Below are 15,615 nucleotides of genomic sequence, written 5' to 3'. Positions count from 1 at the left end.
TCTCTTCCTGTTATTCCTGTTAGGCGTTTTCCTGAATCAGAGATTCACGGTGAACAATCAAGTCGTCAGGGAGCGCAGCAGATTCTTCATATCCTCCCGGATATCCGCATCCTCTTCCTGCATCTGTTTTATTTTGCGACAGGCGTGCAAGACGGTGGTGTGATCCCGACCTCCAAACGCCTCGCCAATTTCCGGCAGGCTGTGGTTCGTCAGTTCCTTCGCCAGGGCCATGGCCACCTGACGGGGACGAGCCACCGACCGGCTGCGCCGCTTGGACAGCAAGTCGTTCAGCTTGATCTTGTAGTACTCGCCCACCACCCTCTGGATATTATCTATGCCCACCTGCTTGTCCTGCAAGGCGAGCAGGTCCTTGAGGGCTTCACGCACCAGGTCCACGTCAATAGGCCTTCCGGTGAACTGGGCATTCGCCACAACCCGCTTCAAGGCGCCTTCCAGCTCACGCACGTTGGAGCGGATCCTCTGGGCAATAAAAAACGCCGCTTCATGAGGCAGATCGACGTGACTCTGATCGGCCTTTTTCATCAGAATCGCCACCCGGGTCTCAAGCTCCGGCGGCTCTACCGCGACCGTCAACCCCCAACCGAACCGACTCTTGAGGCGCTCCTCCAGGCCGTTGATTTCTTTGGGGTAACGGTCACAGGTGAGAATAATCTGCTGGCCACCTTCAAGCAGCGAATTGAAGGTATGGAAAAATTCTTCCTGGGAGCGTTCCTTGCCGGCAAAAAACTGGATGTCATCAATCAGTAGCGCATCCACCGAACGATAGTAGCGTTTAAAGTCGTTGATGGCGTTGAGCTGCAACGCCTTGACCATATCCGCAACGAACCGCTCCGAGTGAAGGTAAATCACCTTGGCATTCGGATTTTTATCCACCAGAGCATTGCCAACCGCCTGCATCAGGTGGGTTTTACCCAGTCCTACACCGCCATAGATGAACAGCGGATTGTAGGAACCACCGGGATTTTCCGCGACCTGTCGAGCCGCAGCCAGACCCAACTGGTTGGACTTGCCTTCCACGAAGCTGGTGAAATTGAAGGTGCGATTGAGGTTGTTGTTGTGCTTTAGCGCCCCCTCAACCTCGACTGTGCTATTGACCGGGGGTGAGGGCTCTGATCTGGGCGGCGGTTCAACCCCGCCGCCCCCTCGAGTCTCTTCGGGCGCTGACCCGCCGGCGCGACCAAACGCGAGCGAGTCCGACGCCGCCCCCCTGTCCCCGCCACTGAAAGACGCACCCGTGCCGGGTTGCCCCTGAGGATAGACGGACGCAGCGGCAGACTGATTGGCCGGACGTCGAGCGCCGACACCACCAGGCCGAGGGCCTATACCCACCTCAACACTGAGAGCCTGACCCGACTGGAAGTCCTCGACAAGCTCGCGGATACGATGCAGAAACTTCTCATTCACCCAATCGCAGACAAACCGATTGGGCGCCAAGAGCCGAAGTTGTCCGGTTTCCGCGCTGGCATCAATTTGCAGCGGCCGTATCCAGGTGTTGAACTGCTGGGGAGGCAGCTCATCCTGTAAACTCGACGCGCAAAGTTTCCAAACAGATTCCGGCAAAACCCCTTCCCCCCGGTGCATTATTATCCAAAAAAACGGAAGCTAGTGTACTCTCTATAAATGTAGTTATCCACAGTCCGGGAATCTTTTTTTCTGCATAATTTTTATTATTAACAGTGTCTTTTCAATAAGTTATCTGAACGCTTGCTCTACCTTTACCCACAGATACGACCACCAAAACCGATCATTTATTAACCAATACCTGTGGATATCCTGTTGTTAACCTATTGACAAGCACCTCATAAACAGGAATAACCGCAAATTTACCGCTTTATCGGGAGAAATACCGAGAAACCCCCACCAATCCGTTGCCTTTAGCCTCGATTTTCTATAAAATCGCGCCTCTTTTCCCGCCAGGTGCGGGTTTACCAGGAATTCGAACGGCAGGTTACTTCCATGAAAAGAACATTTCAGCCCAGCGTACTGAAGCGTAAGCGCACCCACGGTTTCCGTGCTCGCATGGCCACCAAAAACGGTCGCGCTGTACTGGCTCGTCGTCGTGCCAAAGGTCGCAAGGCTCTGGCCGTATAAACGTGCCCGCCTTTGCGCTGCACCGTTTTTAGTTGTCAGAGTTAAGTGGCTTCCCAGGCTTTCCCCAAAGCACACCGGCTGCTTACCTCTGACGACTTTCAAGCGGTTTTTGCGGACGCCCCGTTTCGCGCCTCCCACAAGCATTTCCTGATACTGGCACGGCCCAATGAGCACTCCTCTGCTCGCCTCGGGTTAATCATCGCCAAAAAACACATCCGTCTGGCCACCGAACGCAATCGGATGAAACGCCTCATTCGGGAAACTTTTCGCCGCCAACCACCGACCTTTTCCGGTATTGATGTTATTGTATTGGCGCGAAAGGGTATGGACAGTCTGGATAATCGCACCCTTATCGATCAGCTGGACCGACAGTGGTTGCGCATTGCCCGCAAAGCCCTGGCGGCGTCCACCCCCGAATCGACAGGTTGACCCCATGCGTTGGCTGGCACTTCGACTGATTTGGCTCTACCGTTATCTACTCAGTCCCTGGGTAGGCAATCAGTGCCGTTTCTATCCAAGCTGCTCCCACTACGCCGAGGAGGCCATTGCCCGTCACGGTGTTCTTCGCGGGGGTTATCTGACCGTTCGCCGACTATTAAAATGCCACCCGTGGCATCCCGGGGGCGAGGATCCTGTTCCGGCCCACCCCAATCACTCACACCCTACTGATGGCAGTAAATAAAGATGGATTGGCAAAAAACCCTGTTAATCACGGCCATGTGCGCCGTCGTGTTCACTCTGGTTATCCGCTACAACGACTTCCAGGAGAGCCTCGCCGAACAGTCCAGTCAACCCCGTTCGGAGCAGACCTCTTCCCCTGAGAACGACAACGATATTCCGGACGCAACCGATACCGCGAGCGAACTGCCCTCGGCTCCGGGAGACACGGCCAACGATGTCGAGGTGCCCAGCCAAAACAACGCCGCACGCCAGCCCATTCGCGTGGAAACCGATACCCTGATCGTGGAAATCGATCCCCGCGGCGGCGACCTGGTGTACTCGGCCCTACGTCAGCATTACGCCCGCCTGAATAAACCCGACGAACCCTATGTGCTGCTCAACAACACCGACGCACAAACCTATGTCGCGCAAAGTGGTTTGGTGGGGCGCAATGCTACCGACACCCGGGACGGCGAACGGCCCGTCTTTCAGTCCAGTCAGCAGCAATACCAACTGGCAGACGGCGCGGACCAACTGCAGGTCGACCTGACCTATCAACAGGGTGACGTGACCATCACCAAGCGATACACCTTCGAGCGTGGTGAGTACCTGGTCAGACTCGACTACCTGGTCGATAACCAGAGCGACGAGCCCTGGCAGGCCAACCTCTACGGACAGATCAAGCGCGACAGTTCCGCTGCCGGCGCCGGACCGGGCGGACTCTTCGCCCTCAACCCGTTTTTGGGTGCCGCGATCACCACCGATGAGGAAAAGTACAAAAAACTGGATTTTGATGACCTGAGCGAACAGACCTTCAAAACCCAGAAAGAAGGTGGTTGGGTCGCCATGGTCCAGCATTATTTTGTCAGCGCCTGGATTCCGGACGCGGAAAAAACCCATAACTACCACCTTCGTCAACTGGGAAACCGCGACATGTACCTGCTCGGTTTCACCAGCCCGAGCACCGAAGTAGCGCCCGGTACTCAAGGCCAGATCTCCGCCCAGTTCTACACCGGTCCCAAAGACACCCAGAAGCTGGAGACCATCTCACCCTACCTGGACCTCACCGTCGACTACGGTTGGCTGTGGTGGATTGCCAAGCCTCTGTTCACCGTGCTGGACTGGTTGCACGGCTTCCTGAACAACTGGGGGCTCGCAATTATTGCTTTGACAATTATAATTAAGGCAGCATTCTTCAAGCTAAGCGCCACCAGCTACAGGTCCATGGCGAAAATGCGCAAGCTGAGCCCGAAAATGGCGGAGCTGAAAGAACGCTACGGCGACGATCGCCAGAAAATGTCCCAGGAGTTGATGAAGCTCTATAAAAAGGAAAAAGTGAACCCGCTGGGGGGCTGCCTGCCCATTCTGATCCAGATGCCGGTGTTCCTGGCGCTGTACTGGGTACTGATGGAAAGTGTCGAGCTGCGTCATGCGCCCTTCTTCCTGTGGATTCAGGATCTGTCAGTCAAAGACCCCTACTATGTCCTGCCATTGCTTATGGGTCTGACCATGTTCATTCAGTTCAAGCTGAACCCGACGCCGCCGGATCCGACTCAGGCGAAAATCATGCAGTTGATGCCCATTGTGTTCACCTTCCTGTTCCTGTTCTTCCCGGCGGGTCTGGTGCTGTACTGGGTAACCAACAATACCCTGTCCATTACCCAGCAGTACATTATTACCCGTCAGATTGAACGCGAAGGAGTAAAAAGCTAACTCGTGGACCTGACCCCCACCGACACCATCGCCGCCATCGCCACCGCCACCGGTCGCGGTGGTGTCGGTATCATTCGCCTGTCGGGCCCCAAGGCGCGCGCTATTGGCGAACAGATCACCGCCCAGCCCCTCAAACCCCGCCACGCCCATTACCTCCCGTTTCTCAATACCCAGGGCGAAGCGTTGGATCAGGGCATTGCACTGTTTTTCCCGGGCCCCCACTCCTTCACCGGCGAGGACGTCGTCGAACTGCAGGGACACGGGGGTCCCGTCATTCTCGACTGGCTGTTGCGCAGTGCCTGCGAGCGGGGCGCCCGACTGGCCCGCCCCGGGGAATTTTCCGAGCGCGCCTTCCTCAACGACAAACTGGACCTTGCCCAGGCCGAAGCCATTGCGGACCTCATAGACGCCTCCAGCGAGCAGGCCGCCCGCAGTGCCCTGCACTCACTCCAAGGCGCTTTCTCGCACAAGGTCAATGAGTTGGTGGAAGCCCTGATTGCCCTGCGCATCTACGTGGAGGCCGCCATTGACTTTCCCGAGGAAGAAATCGACTTTCTCAGTGATGGCAAAGTGGCCGGCGACCTTGCCGACATTCGCCAGCGGCTGGACGCTGTGTTTGCCCAAGCGCGCCAGGGCACACTGTTGCGCGACGGGATGAATGTGGTGATTGCGGGTAAACCCAATGCGGGTAAATCCAGCCTGCTCAATGCCCTCTCCGGTCGGGACAGTGCCATTGTCACCCATATTGAAGGCACCACTCGGGACGTACTGCGCGAGCATATCCACATCGATGGTATGCCCCTGCACATTATCGATACCGCCGGTCTCAGGGACACCCCGGACGAGGTGGAGAAAATCGGTGTGGAGCGGGCCTGGCAGGAAATTCACCGCGCCGATCGAATCCTCTTGCTGGTGGACAGCCAGAGCACCGACGTGACCGATCCGGCCGCGCTTTGGCCGGAGTTTGTCCAGCAATTACCGGACCCCGACAAGCTGACGTTGATTCGCAACAAAATTGATCTGACCGGCGAGCCGCCAGGCGTGCGTCACGAGGCCCCGGTCTGTCTGGCCATCAGTGCCGCCAGCGGGGCCGGAGTCGATGCGCTGAAGCAGCACCTGAAAACCGTCATGGGTTTTGAAGACGCGGGCGAGAGCACCTTTACCGCCCGGCGCCGTCACCTCGATGCCCTGGAAAGAGCTCGGGCTGCGCTGGACAATGGCTGGGAGCAACTGCAGCTCCACGCCGCCGGGGAACTGCTCGCCGAGGATCTGCGTCAGGCCCAGGAATGCCTGAGTGAAATCACCGGTCAGTTTACTCCCGACGACTTGCTGGGGCGCATCTTCTCATCCTTCTGTATCGGCAAATAAAAGCTTCAGAAGGACGATCCGGGTTCCTGCAAGAACCTCAATTCCTCTTTCGTACTTTTCCGCCCGAGTATCTCATTGCGATGAGGGTAACGCCCGAATCGCTCAATGATCTCCCAGTGGCGAATCTCAAACTTGAGGTTGTACTCCAATCCAGGCTGATCAAACAGTTTCAGCGCCTCCTGATGAATCGCCCGCGACTCGCTGTGCATATAAGGCATATATAGGAAGGCCCTGGCCTGAGGCTCCAGGGCCTGATCCGCCCCCTGCCGGACCGCTTCCTGCGCCAACACCAGCGCCAGGGCGTCTTGGGCAAAGGCCTCCGGACGCTCCCGGTAAATATTGCGGGAGAACTGATCGAGCACGATCACCTCCGCCAGCCGACCTTCTGGCGTGTCTCGCCAAGCCCATAGCTCGCCACACTTCGCCTGCTCCAAAAGGTGTCCAAACCGGGCACCAATTGTCTCGTCCAGCGCGGGATCCTTCGTAAACCACTGCCTGGACGTCAGTTCCTGAAACCAGAACTGGTACACCGCCTCGGCGTCCGGTCGTGCATTGGCGGATGACATGGCCTCTCCTATGGAGTCAATGACGGTGAATCGGGTGGTGCCGCAAAGAGGAATCGAACCTCCGACCTACTGATTACGAATCAGTTGCTCTGCCGACTGAGCTATTGCGGCGCTGGATTTATTTAATAGTAGCCGGAGGCGGTATTCAATCCCCGACAGCGCAAAACGCCAATCGCCCACTTACACACAACTGTGGACAACAGTTATCCACAGCTGGAGATCCATCAATAGGGTAAACTTACAACGGTTATCCACACTTGTTCACAGGTTTCACCCATAACTGATTGATTTACCGTGAATTCACTGAAGTCTTGGGGATAACCCTGTGAACGCCTGGGGGTAAAAGCTGGCGATGAAATTGGGGATAACTCGGCCATTCCGGATTTTCTGTATAACTTGCCTTTTCGTCACCAGCTTGCGGTCAGCTTGTCAGCCCGTTACCCGCGCTTTGTCCCGTGGGTTACTATCACGCTAAGTCTTTGTTAGATAAACAGTTTCCGGACTTCTACACAGAATTGTCGCTCACCATTAGTAGTAACAGCATTAAATACTTAACTAACTTATCTATTAACTTAATTACTTAATACTTATCTGTATAACTGATTATTTTGCATTTGTTTAGAAACTGAACAACTTTTGTACAAATCCGATTCAGGCCCTATAATGCTCGCCCATTTTCACCGGTACGGCCCCGGAGGCCTCCAGCTATGATTTACCCCGAGCGCTTTGACGTCATCGTCATCGGCGGCGGTCACGCCGGCACCGAAGCCTGTCTGGCGGCCGCTCGTATGGGCTGTAAAACCCTGTTGCTCACCCACAACGTCGATACTCTGGGGCAGATGTCCTGTAATCCGGCCATTGGTGGGATCGGGAAAAGCCACCTGGTGAAAGAAATTGATGCCCTGGGTGGCGCCATGGCCATGGCAACCGACCGCGCCGGTATCCAGTTTCGGGTATTGAACTCCCGCAAAGGACCCGCCGTTCGAGCCACCCGAGCACAGGCCGATCGCGCACTGTACAAAAGCGCGATCCGCAACCAACTCGAGAACCAGCCGAACCTGAGTATTTTTCAACAGGCGGCCGATGATCTGATCGTCAACGGTGACACCGTCGAGGGCGTCGTCACCCAGATGGGATTGAAATTTCTGGCGCCTACCGTGGTGTTGACGACCGGGACCTTCCTTGGCGGCAAGATTCACATTGGTCTGGAAAACCATGCCGGTGGCCGCGCGGGTGATCCGCCGGCACAGACTCTGGCGGCCCGCTTGCGGGAGCTGCCTCTGCGCGTTGATCGCCTGAAAACCGGCACCCCGCCGCGAATCGATGCCAAAAGTGTGGATTTCAGTGAGCTTCAGGAGCAATGGGGCGACGAGCCCAGACCGGTCATGTCCGCCCGGGGCTCACGGGACTGGCACCCACAGCAGGTGTGCTGCTGGATCACCCATACCAACGAGCGCACCCACGACATCATCCGTGGCGGGCTGGACCGCTCCCCCATGTATTCCGGAGTGATCGAGGGGATTGGCCCGCGCTACTGCCCGTCGATCGAAGACAAAATCCATCGGTTTGCGGACAAATCCTCGCACCAGGTCTTTATCGAGCCCGAGGGTCTGAACACCCGGGAGCTCTACCCCAATGGCATTTCCACCAGTCTGCCGTTCGATGTGCAACTGGAACTGGTGCGTTCGATCAAAGGCTTTGAAAACGCCCACATCACCCGCCCGGGCTATGCGATTGAATACGATTACTTCAATCCCCAGGACCTGAATTACAGCCTGGAAACCAAGGCCATTTCAGGCCTGTACTTTGCCGGGCAGATCAACGGCACCACCGGCTACGAGGAAGCCGGCGCCCAGGGGCTGCTCGCGGGCATCAACGCCGCCCGCCGCGCCCGGGATCTCGACGCCTGGTGCCCACGCCGCGATGAAGCCTACATCGGCGTGCTGGTCGACGACCTGATCACCATGGGCACCCAGGAGCCCTACCGGATGTTCACCAGCCGGGCGGAATATCGCCTGCTGCTGCGCGAAGACAATGCCGATCTGCGTCTGACCGAGCAGGCGCGGGCCATGGGCCTGATCGCTGATGATCACTGGGCGCAGTTTTGCGAACAGCGCGACGGGATCGCCCGCGAACAGGAACGTCTGAAAACCACCTGGGTTCAGGCCGGTTCCGACGCCGCCAAGGCGCTGGAAAGTAAAATTGACGCCCCGCTCAACCGGGAATACAGCCTGTTTGAATTGCTCAAGCGCCCGCAGTTGAATTATCCGGATGTGGCGGCCCTGAAAGGCGAGCCGGTGGCGGACGAGCGCGTCGCGCTGCAGGTAGAAATTGATGCCAAGTACTCCGGTTACATCGATCGGCAGCAGGACGAAATCAATCGCCTGCGCGCCCACGAACAGACCCTGATCCCGACCGAATTCGATTTTGACAAGGTCGAGGGCCTGTCCAACGAAGTGAAGCAGAAACTGAGTGCCGCCCGTCCTGAAACCCTGGCGCGCGCCTCGCGCATACCGGGCGTGACTCCGGCAGCGGTGTCACTGCTGCTGATTCACCTGAAAAAGCGCGGCCTTTTGCAGCGGGAGACCTCCCAAGCCTCATGAGCGACCCCCTGAAGGCCCGGTTGAAAGCGGGCATTGCCGAGCTGGGCCTTGCCATTACTGAGACTCAAACGGAGCAGCTGCTGACTTACCTGCAGGAGTTCCACAAGTGGAACCGGGCCTACAACCTGTCCGCCGTGCGCGACATCGACGCCATGCTCGACCGGCACCTGCTCGACAGTCTGAGCGTACTGGCCCATGTGCAGGCCAGAACCCCCCGGCGGCTGATCGACGTGGGTACCGGCGGCGGCCTGCCCGGTATCCCCCTGGCCATCGCTTTACCCGATTGCCAGATCACCCTGCTCGACAGCAACGGCAAGAAAACCCGGTTCCTGTTCCACGTCAAGACTCTGCTTAAGCTGAACAACGTCGCGGTGGAAAACCGCCGCGTCGAACAGTTCCGGCCCGACCAACCCTTCGACATCGTGATCAGCCGTGCCTTTGCCAGTTTGGCGGATATGGTATCCGGATGTGAGCACTTACTCGCACCAGAAGGCCTGTTTATGGCCATGAAAGGCGTTTATCCCGAGGCGGAATTGGCGGAAATTGAAGGGCGCGTCACTTTGGTATCCCACCAAACTCTGGCAGTGCCGGGTGTGGGCGGGAGTCGATGTGTTCTTGAGTTGCGGAAGGCAGTCAGTTGACCAGAAGATAATAATTTGATCCAATCGAATTTTGTTTATTTACTAAAAATATTCACTTACATGGAGGTAAAAATTATGCGTAAGTTAAATAAAATAATTGCTGCTATATTCCTTTTCTCAATTTGCTTTTCGTCATCGTTAGCTCATGCCGCTAAATGGCACTTGGTTGAAAGAATCATTAACAATTATCAGACCCCTGACGGAACTGTTTCGTGTATAACGGAAGTTTGGGCTTTACGTGGAAGTGACGGCACAACAGTTGCAATGCAGTCTCGCTTTATGGGGTGTGAACGAGTTCTCTCTTTTTAGGTCTGTAATCGTATTGAGCGAGCGGTGATTGATAATGAAAGCGGTTTTTCCCCCTAATCACTTTTTTGTTGCCCTGTCGGGGATGCTCGTCGCGATGGCGGTCGCTTTTTTCCTTATGAACGAGAAAGGTGGTTCGGAGACTGTAACTGATAGGGATGACGGGTATTTGGCCCCCCTACTTGAACAACCGCTGGAAATACGATCATTGGAGCGGAGTAGTCTACCGGCGTTTGATAAGCCCCGTATGGTTGAGGAAAACCCCATCCAGCAGGTCAGTAGTCAAGGGGCGATCAGCCGCACTGAGCCGAGTTCGATGGATCACCAAAAACTGATAGAAAAGTTTGGTTCGAAAGAAGAAGTTTCCCAAATGCGCGAATCTTTCAATGAGACCGTTGAGGAAAAAGGTCTGATGGACAGCGAACGCGGAGTCAGCGATCATCTGGAGCAAGTGTTCGAGGAAGAGCCGGTCGATGGCCTTTGGGCCTACGATTATGAAACGGCGTTGTACGAAGTGTTCGCTAACGACGAGATTCTTTCGGGAACGCCCATCAAATCGATTGAATGTCGGTCGGTCCGCTGTCGGATAGACGTTGATATCAGGTCTCCTGACGCCATGATGGAGGTTTACAAGCGGCTTCAGACTGCTGTGATCCAAGGAGATGAAGGGTTGAATTACGCGACTTTCCTGGGCAATTACTCGGTAGAGTCTGGGATCGCGACCTGGTATCTCGGAAGAGACAAAACGGTCGATCTCCTGGGAGATGTCAGTACCCCCTGAATACCTGGGTCCGGGAAGCAGGCTTCCTCTCAGAGTCGGTCGCGACACCTCCTCGACGCTTTACGTTCACATCCGGACTTGTCCCCAGCCCTCGCTTGCCACACAATACCCGGCTTTGATCCTGTTTCTCGAATAATCCAAAGGATAACGCTTTGACCCGAATCTACGCGGTAGCCAACCAGAAAGGCGGGGTGGGCAAAACCACCACCTGCGTCAACCTGGCCGCCTCCCTGGTGGCGACGAAAAAACGCGTCCTGCTGGTGGACCTGGATCCCCAGGGCAACGCCACCATGGGCAGCGGAGTCGACAAAAGCGAGCTGGAGCTGACCATTTACGACGTACTCACCCGTCAGGCCAGTGCCCGCGAGTGCCTACAGACTTCCGAATCGGGTCAGTTCAAGCTTCTGCCCGCCAATGGTGATCTCACCGCGGCGGAAGTGGAAATGTTATCCCTCGACGGCAAAGAGCGCCTGCTCTGGGAAGGCCTGCAGCCGATCAAAGACGAGTTTGATTACATCATCATCGACTGTCCACCCTCGCTCAATATGCTCACCGTCAACGCGCTGACCGCCTGCGATGGCGTGGTAATCCCCATGCAGTGCGAATACTATGCGCTGGAAGGACTCTCGGCCCTGATGAATACCATAGGCCGGATTCAGCAAGTCCTGAACCCCAATCTGAAAATCGAAGGCCTGCTGCGCACCATGTACGACCCGCGCAACAGCCTCACCAATGACGTGTCCGCTCAGTTGTCCCAGCACTTCGGTGATCGGCTCTACCGGACCTGCATTCCGCGAAATGTGCGTCTGGCCGAAGCGCCCAGTTACGGTCAGCCAGTGCTCAGCTATGATCGCCAGTCCAAGGGCGCGATTGCCTATCTGGCGCTGGCGGGCGAGATTATCCGACGCAACGAAAACGAAGAGAAGGCGGCCGCACAGGCAGCGCACTCCTGACTCGAACTTCACTGAATTACAGCAAACCATCAGCAGGGCAAGGTAATGGCGGGAAAACGCAAAGGCTTAGGTAAAGGCTTGGATGCCCTTTTGGGGGCAGGCGTGACGCCGGCTCCGGCGGACACACCCACTCCGGATTCGCCCCAGGCCGTCGAGGAAGCGTTAGCGGACGGCCGGCTGGCCCACATTCCCGTGGAAAAAATCCAGCGAGGCCGCTACCAACCCCGCCGGGATATGCACCCGGAAGCGCTGGAAGAATTGGCGGACTCCATCAGGGCCCAGGGCGTCATGCAGCCCATTGTGGTTCGTCTGGTCGCACCGGATAAATACGAAATCATTGCCGGGGAGCGTCGCTGGCGGGCTACTCAACTGGCCGGCCTGGACAAGATTCCGGCCGTCATCCGGGATGTGCCGGATGAAGCCGCCATTGCGATGGCGTTGATTGAAAACATCCAGCGCGAAGACCTCAACCCGATCGAAGAGGCCATGGCGCTGAAGCGGTTGCAGGAGGAGTTCGAACTGACCCAGGGCGAAGTGGCCCAGGCCGTGGGGAAATCCCGGACTACCGTGACCAATCTGTTGCGCCTGATCGCCCTGACCGAAGAGGTCAAAACCATGCTCGAACATGGCGACCTCGAGATGGGTCACGCCCGCGCGCTACTCACTCTGGAACCCGAAGATCAGCGAGTCGCCGCCCGACAGGTCGTCGGTAAGGCGCTATCGGTCCGTCAGACCGAGACCCTGGTGCGCAATCTTCAGGAACAGAAGCACAAGAACACCGTGAAGCCCGCAGCGCCCTCGGCGGATATCCGTCGCCTGGAGGAGCAACTGTCCGAAACTCTGGGAGCAGGTGTGAATATTCAGCACACGGCCAAGGGTAAGGGCAAGTTGGTGATCAATTACAATAATCTGGATGAGCTCGACGGTATTCTCGCCCATATCAAGTGATCGCTGATCTGGCACCAAAAGACGCGAGGCTGCAATATTGGATCAATTGGGCGACGGGCGGCGTCAGAAATCGCTTTTTCGTTGGTTGAAGCGGGGGGGCTTTATCCCTATAATGCTGCGGCCCGGTCGCTTGGCGTCTGGGCTGGACACTCTGGTCGAACAGACGAGCTTTTGATAAACACCACGCCATCACGACAGCGCCGCACAACGTCGATTGCCCGGCCTCCGGTCCTTTCGCGCCTGCTGCTGTTCTGGATGCTGCTTCTGAGCGCAGCCGTCGGGGTGTGGCTGTTTGAGACCCGGCTGGGTCTGTCAGTGCTCTGGGGGATTGCGGTCAGTGCCCTCCCCGGCGCCTGTTTTGCCTGGTACAGTTTTCGTCGCGTGGGCGGCGCCCGGCAGTCCGGGGCCGCAGTACAGGCCATTTACCGGGCGGAAACCATCAAGTTTTTACTCACGGCGGCACTGTTCGCGGCTGTGTTTATGCAGGTGAAAGAGATTCATCTGGCGGCATTTTTTATCGCATTTGTCGGTGCACACCTGGGCGCCAGTCTGGTTACCGCCCGCACCCTGGCGCGTCACCAGGGCTAGGTTGAACTCACACAAAGAGACTATTTGGATGGCAGCGGAAGAGTACACTCCCACAACTACCGAGTATATTCAGCACCACCTGACCAACTGGACCTATGGCAAGTTGCCAGAAGGCTCCTATTGTGACGGATACCAGGTGCAGGAAACCACCGGCTGGACGGTGGCGAAATGTTCCGAAGCCATGTCCGCCATGGGGTTCAACGCCATTCACCTCGACTCCATGGCCTGGTCCATCGGGCTCGGTCTGGTGTTTATTGGTATCTTCCGCTGGGCGGCCAAAAAAGCCCACTCGGGTGTGCCCACCGGCCTGCTGAATTTTGTTGAAATCATCATCGAGTTCATCGATAAAACCGTCAAAGACGGCTTCCAACACAAAAACGCCATGATCGCCCCGCTCGCCCTGACCATTTTTGTCTGGGTGTTCCTGATGAACCTGATGGACCTGGTGCCGGTGGACTGGATTCCCTCCCTGGCCATGTGGATCGCCGGCGACAGTCACTTCTACTTCAAGATCGTGCCCACCACCGATCCGAACATCACCCTGTCCATGGGCTTCACTGTCTTCCTGTTGATGATCGGCTTCAGTATCGTCAAGAAAGGTTTCATGGGTTTTGTCAAAGAGCTCACCCTGCACCCGTTCCATACTGACAAGTGGTATGTGAACCTGTTTCTGATTCCAATCAACTTTGCATTGGAGTCCATCGCCCTGATTGCCAAGCCGATTTCCCTTGGGCTTCGACTGTTCGGCAACCTCTACGCGGGTGAAATGATCTTTATCCTGATTGCCACCATGTACTCGGCCGGCCTGATCATTGGTATTTTCGGCGGCCTGTTGCAGTGGGGTTGGGCGGTTTTCCACATTCTGGTGATTACCCTGCAGGCTTTCGTATTCATGGTGTTGACCATTGTGTACATGGCCATGGCGCACCATGTGGAAGACGAAGACCAGTTTACGCACTAACGTTTTGAACAACTCACTTATCTTTTTTTAAAACTGAGGAGAACTACCATGGGTATGGCACTGATTGCTGTTGCACTGTTGATTGGCCTGGGCGCACTGGGTACTGCCATTGGCTTTGCTCTGTTGGGCGGTAAGCTGCTGGAAGGTTCTGCGCGTCAGCCGGAGCTGGCTCCGATGCTGCAGGGCAAGATGTTCCTGATCGCCGGTCTGTTGGACGCCGTTCCGATGATCGGTGTGGGTATCGCCATGTACATCCTGTTCGTTACCGTACCGGGCCTGGCGTAAGACCTCGCGAACTCCCAGAAACCCGATCCGTGTGCATCACCGGTTGTGATTGCACACGGTTAAAGCCAAAAGCGTTACTGGAACAGAGGTTATCGGCGTGAACATTAATTTGACCCTAATCGGACAGTCCATCGCGTTTATTTTCTTCGTGCTGTTCTGCATGAAGTACGTGTGGCCGTTCATCACCGACGCAATGGCCGAGCGTCAGAAGCGCATTGCGGATGGCCTGGCCGCCGCGGATCGCGCCGACAAGGATCTGGAATTGGCGAAAGAAAAAGCCGCCAAGACCCTGCGCGACGCCAAACAGGAAGCGGCCGGTATCGTCGAGTCCGCCAATAAGCGCGCCGCCAAGCTTGTTGAAGAAGCCAAAGACCAGGCTCGGGTAGAAGCCGAGCGTATCCGGTCAGCGGCCGAAGCCGAAGTGGAGCAGGAAGTGAACCGTGCCAAAGAGAAACTGCGTGGCCAAGTGTCCCAGCTGGCTTTGCTCGGTGCACAGAAAGTGCTGGAAGCGGAAATTGACGAATCCAAGCACAAGTCCATGATCGACAAACTGGCTGCCAATCTTTAAGTGAGGTGAACTGTGGCTGAACTGACTACCCTCGCCCGACCCTATGCCAAAGCCGCGTTTCAATACGCGCTGGAAGCGCAGGATCTGAGCGGTTGGGCCCAGCAACTGGCGACTCTGGCCGGCGCCAGCCAATACGGCACCATGGCCGAGCGGATCGCGTCACCGTCACTGTCGGCCCAACAACAGGCCGATGTTCTGATCGAGGCCTGCGGTGACGAACTGAGCCAGCCAGTGCGCAACTATGTTCAGCTTCTGGCCCAGAACAAGCGTCTGATTTTGTTGCCGGAAATTCAACAACTGTTCGAGGCGTTCAAGCACGCCCAGGAACAGTCGGTGGATGTCGAGCTGACGACCGCCTTCAAGTTGGCGGACGCGGAGCAGGAAAAACTGGCTCAGGCACTCAGCGACAAGCTCAAGCGCAAAATCAGCGTCCGGGCCCAGGTCGACGAGAAGCTTCTGGCGGGCGTTATCGTTAAAGCAGGTGATTTGGTCATCGACGGCTCGATGCGCGGTCGGTTAGAAAAACTCGCCAAAGCAATCAATTCGTAGGATTGAGGAAAAA

Annotated in this window: 17 protein-coding genes and 1 tRNA gene; 15 read left to right on the top strand and 3 right to left on the bottom strand. The window is 56.5% G+C overall.

Going from position 1 to position 15,615, the window contains the following annotated elements:
- Nucleotides 1–57: 57 nt before the first annotated feature.
- Nucleotides 58–1,602, bottom strand: coding sequence for a chromosomal replication initiator protein DnaA (gene dnaA / locus OOT55_RS13990; RefSeq protein ID WP_265366463.1), 1,545 nt, complete (start codon nucleotides 1,600–1,602; stop codon nucleotides 58–60).
- A 375-nt stretch (nucleotides 1,603–1,977) separates the two neighbouring features.
- Between dnaA and rpmH the strand changes: the two genes are divergently transcribed.
- From rpmH to mnmE, 5 genes are read left to right on the top strand one after another with little or no spacing between them, the layout of a single operon-like run.
- Nucleotides 1,978–2,112, top strand: coding sequence for a 50S ribosomal protein L34 (gene rpmH / locus OOT55_RS13985; RefSeq protein ID WP_024461782.1), 135 nt, complete (start codon nucleotides 1,978–1,980; stop codon nucleotides 2,110–2,112).
- A gap of 45 nt (nucleotides 2,113–2,157) precedes the next feature.
- On the top strand, nucleotides 2,158–2,541 hold the full coding sequence (gene rnpA / locus OOT55_RS13980; protein ID WP_265366462.1) for a ribonuclease P protein component: 384 nt from the start codon (nucleotides 2,158–2,160) through the stop codon (nucleotides 2,539–2,541).
- 4 nt (nucleotides 2,542–2,545) lie between these two features.
- A complete protein-coding gene (yidD, locus tag OOT55_RS13975) occupies nucleotides 2,546–2,794 on the top strand; it encodes a membrane protein insertion efficiency factor YidD (protein ID WP_265366461.1) in 249 nt (82 codons plus the stop codon).
- Nucleotides 2,795–2,796: 2 nt separating this feature from the next.
- Nucleotides 2,797–4,485, top strand: a complete 1,689-nt coding sequence (yidC, locus tag OOT55_RS13970) for a membrane protein insertase YidC (protein ID WP_265366460.1) — start codon at nucleotides 2,797–2,799, stop codon at nucleotides 4,483–4,485.
- Between the two features lie 3 nt (nucleotides 4,486–4,488).
- Nucleotides 4,489–5,853, top strand: a complete 1,365-nt coding sequence (gene mnmE / locus OOT55_RS13965; RefSeq protein WP_416140962.1) for a tRNA uridine-5-carboxymethylaminomethyl(34) synthesis GTPase MnmE — start codon at nucleotides 4,489–4,491, stop codon at nucleotides 5,851–5,853.
- Nucleotides 5,854–5,858: 5 nt separating this feature from the next.
- On the opposite strand, the gene OOT55_RS13960 is transcribed toward mnmE, so the two are convergent.
- Both OOT55_RS13960 and OOT55_RS13955 read right to left on the bottom strand, forming a co-directional pair.
- A complete protein-coding gene (locus tag OOT55_RS13960) occupies nucleotides 5,859–6,419 on the bottom strand; it encodes a DUF924 family protein (protein WP_265366459.1) in 561 nt (186 codons plus the stop codon).
- Nucleotides 6,420–6,454: 35 nt separating this feature from the next.
- A tRNA-Thr gene (locus OOT55_RS13955) sits at nucleotides 6,455–6,530 on the bottom strand.
- 596 nt (nucleotides 6,531–7,126) lie between these two features.
- On the opposite strand from OOT55_RS13955, the gene mnmG reads away from it, so the two are divergent.
- From mnmG to OOT55_RS13905, 10 genes are all read left to right on the top strand, one after another.
- A complete protein-coding gene (gene mnmG / locus OOT55_RS13950; RefSeq protein ID WP_265366458.1) occupies nucleotides 7,127–9,022 on the top strand; it encodes a tRNA uridine-5-carboxymethylaminomethyl(34) synthesis enzyme MnmG in 1,896 nt (631 codons plus the stop codon).
- A complete protein-coding gene (rsmG, locus tag OOT55_RS13945; RefSeq protein WP_265366457.1) occupies nucleotides 9,019–9,663 on the top strand; it encodes a 16S rRNA (guanine(527)-N(7))-methyltransferase RsmG in 645 nt (214 codons plus the stop codon). The genes mnmG and rsmG overlap by 4 nt, the downstream gene beginning before the upstream one ends.
- A gap of 343 nt (nucleotides 9,664–10,006) precedes the next feature.
- Nucleotides 10,007–10,750 (top strand): hypothetical protein, encoded by a 744-nt coding sequence (locus OOT55_RS13940; RefSeq protein WP_265366456.1) that lies wholly within the window; start codon nucleotides 10,007–10,009, stop codon nucleotides 10,748–10,750.
- Between the two features lie 152 nt (nucleotides 10,751–10,902).
- The gene (locus OOT55_RS13935) at nucleotides 10,903–11,703 is read left to right on the top strand and encodes a ParA family protein (protein WP_265366455.1); all 801 of its coding nucleotides are present in this window, start codon (nucleotides 10,903–10,905) and stop codon (nucleotides 11,701–11,703) included.
- 45 nt (nucleotides 11,704–11,748) lie between these two features.
- A complete protein-coding gene (locus tag OOT55_RS13930; protein WP_265366454.1) occupies nucleotides 11,749–12,651 on the top strand; it encodes a ParB/RepB/Spo0J family partition protein in 903 nt (300 codons plus the stop codon).
- Nucleotides 12,652–12,822: 171 nt separating this feature from the next.
- A complete protein-coding gene (locus OOT55_RS13925) occupies nucleotides 12,823–13,239 on the top strand; it encodes an ATP synthase subunit I (protein ID WP_265366453.1) in 417 nt (138 codons plus the stop codon).
- A gap of 28 nt (nucleotides 13,240–13,267) precedes the next feature.
- On the top strand, nucleotides 13,268–14,200 hold the full coding sequence (gene atpB, locus OOT55_RS13920; RefSeq protein WP_265366452.1) for a F0F1 ATP synthase subunit A: 933 nt from the start codon (nucleotides 13,268–13,270) through the stop codon (nucleotides 14,198–14,200).
- A gap of 48 nt (nucleotides 14,201–14,248) precedes the next feature.
- The gene (atpE, locus tag OOT55_RS13915; RefSeq protein WP_024461771.1) at nucleotides 14,249–14,485 is read left to right on the top strand and encodes a F0F1 ATP synthase subunit C; all 237 of its coding nucleotides are present in this window, start codon (nucleotides 14,249–14,251) and stop codon (nucleotides 14,483–14,485) included.
- Between the two features lie 97 nt (nucleotides 14,486–14,582).
- Nucleotides 14,583–15,053, top strand: coding sequence for a F0F1 ATP synthase subunit B (locus OOT55_RS13910; RefSeq protein ID WP_265366451.1), 471 nt, complete (start codon nucleotides 14,583–14,585; stop codon nucleotides 15,051–15,053).
- A gap of 12 nt (nucleotides 15,054–15,065) precedes the next feature.
- Nucleotides 15,066–15,602, top strand: coding sequence for a F0F1 ATP synthase subunit delta (locus OOT55_RS13905; RefSeq protein WP_265366450.1), 537 nt, complete (start codon nucleotides 15,066–15,068; stop codon nucleotides 15,600–15,602).
- Nucleotides 15,603–15,615 lie beyond the last annotated feature (13 nt).

Origin of the sequence: Marinimicrobium sp. C6131, from assembly GCF_026153455.1 — a bacterium.
Classification (GTDB): Bacteria; Pseudomonadota; Gammaproteobacteria; order Pseudomonadales; family Cellvibrionaceae; genus Marinimicrobium.
Note: the sequence above shows the minus strand (reverse complement) of the source record. Positions and strands in the feature narration are given on the sequence as shown.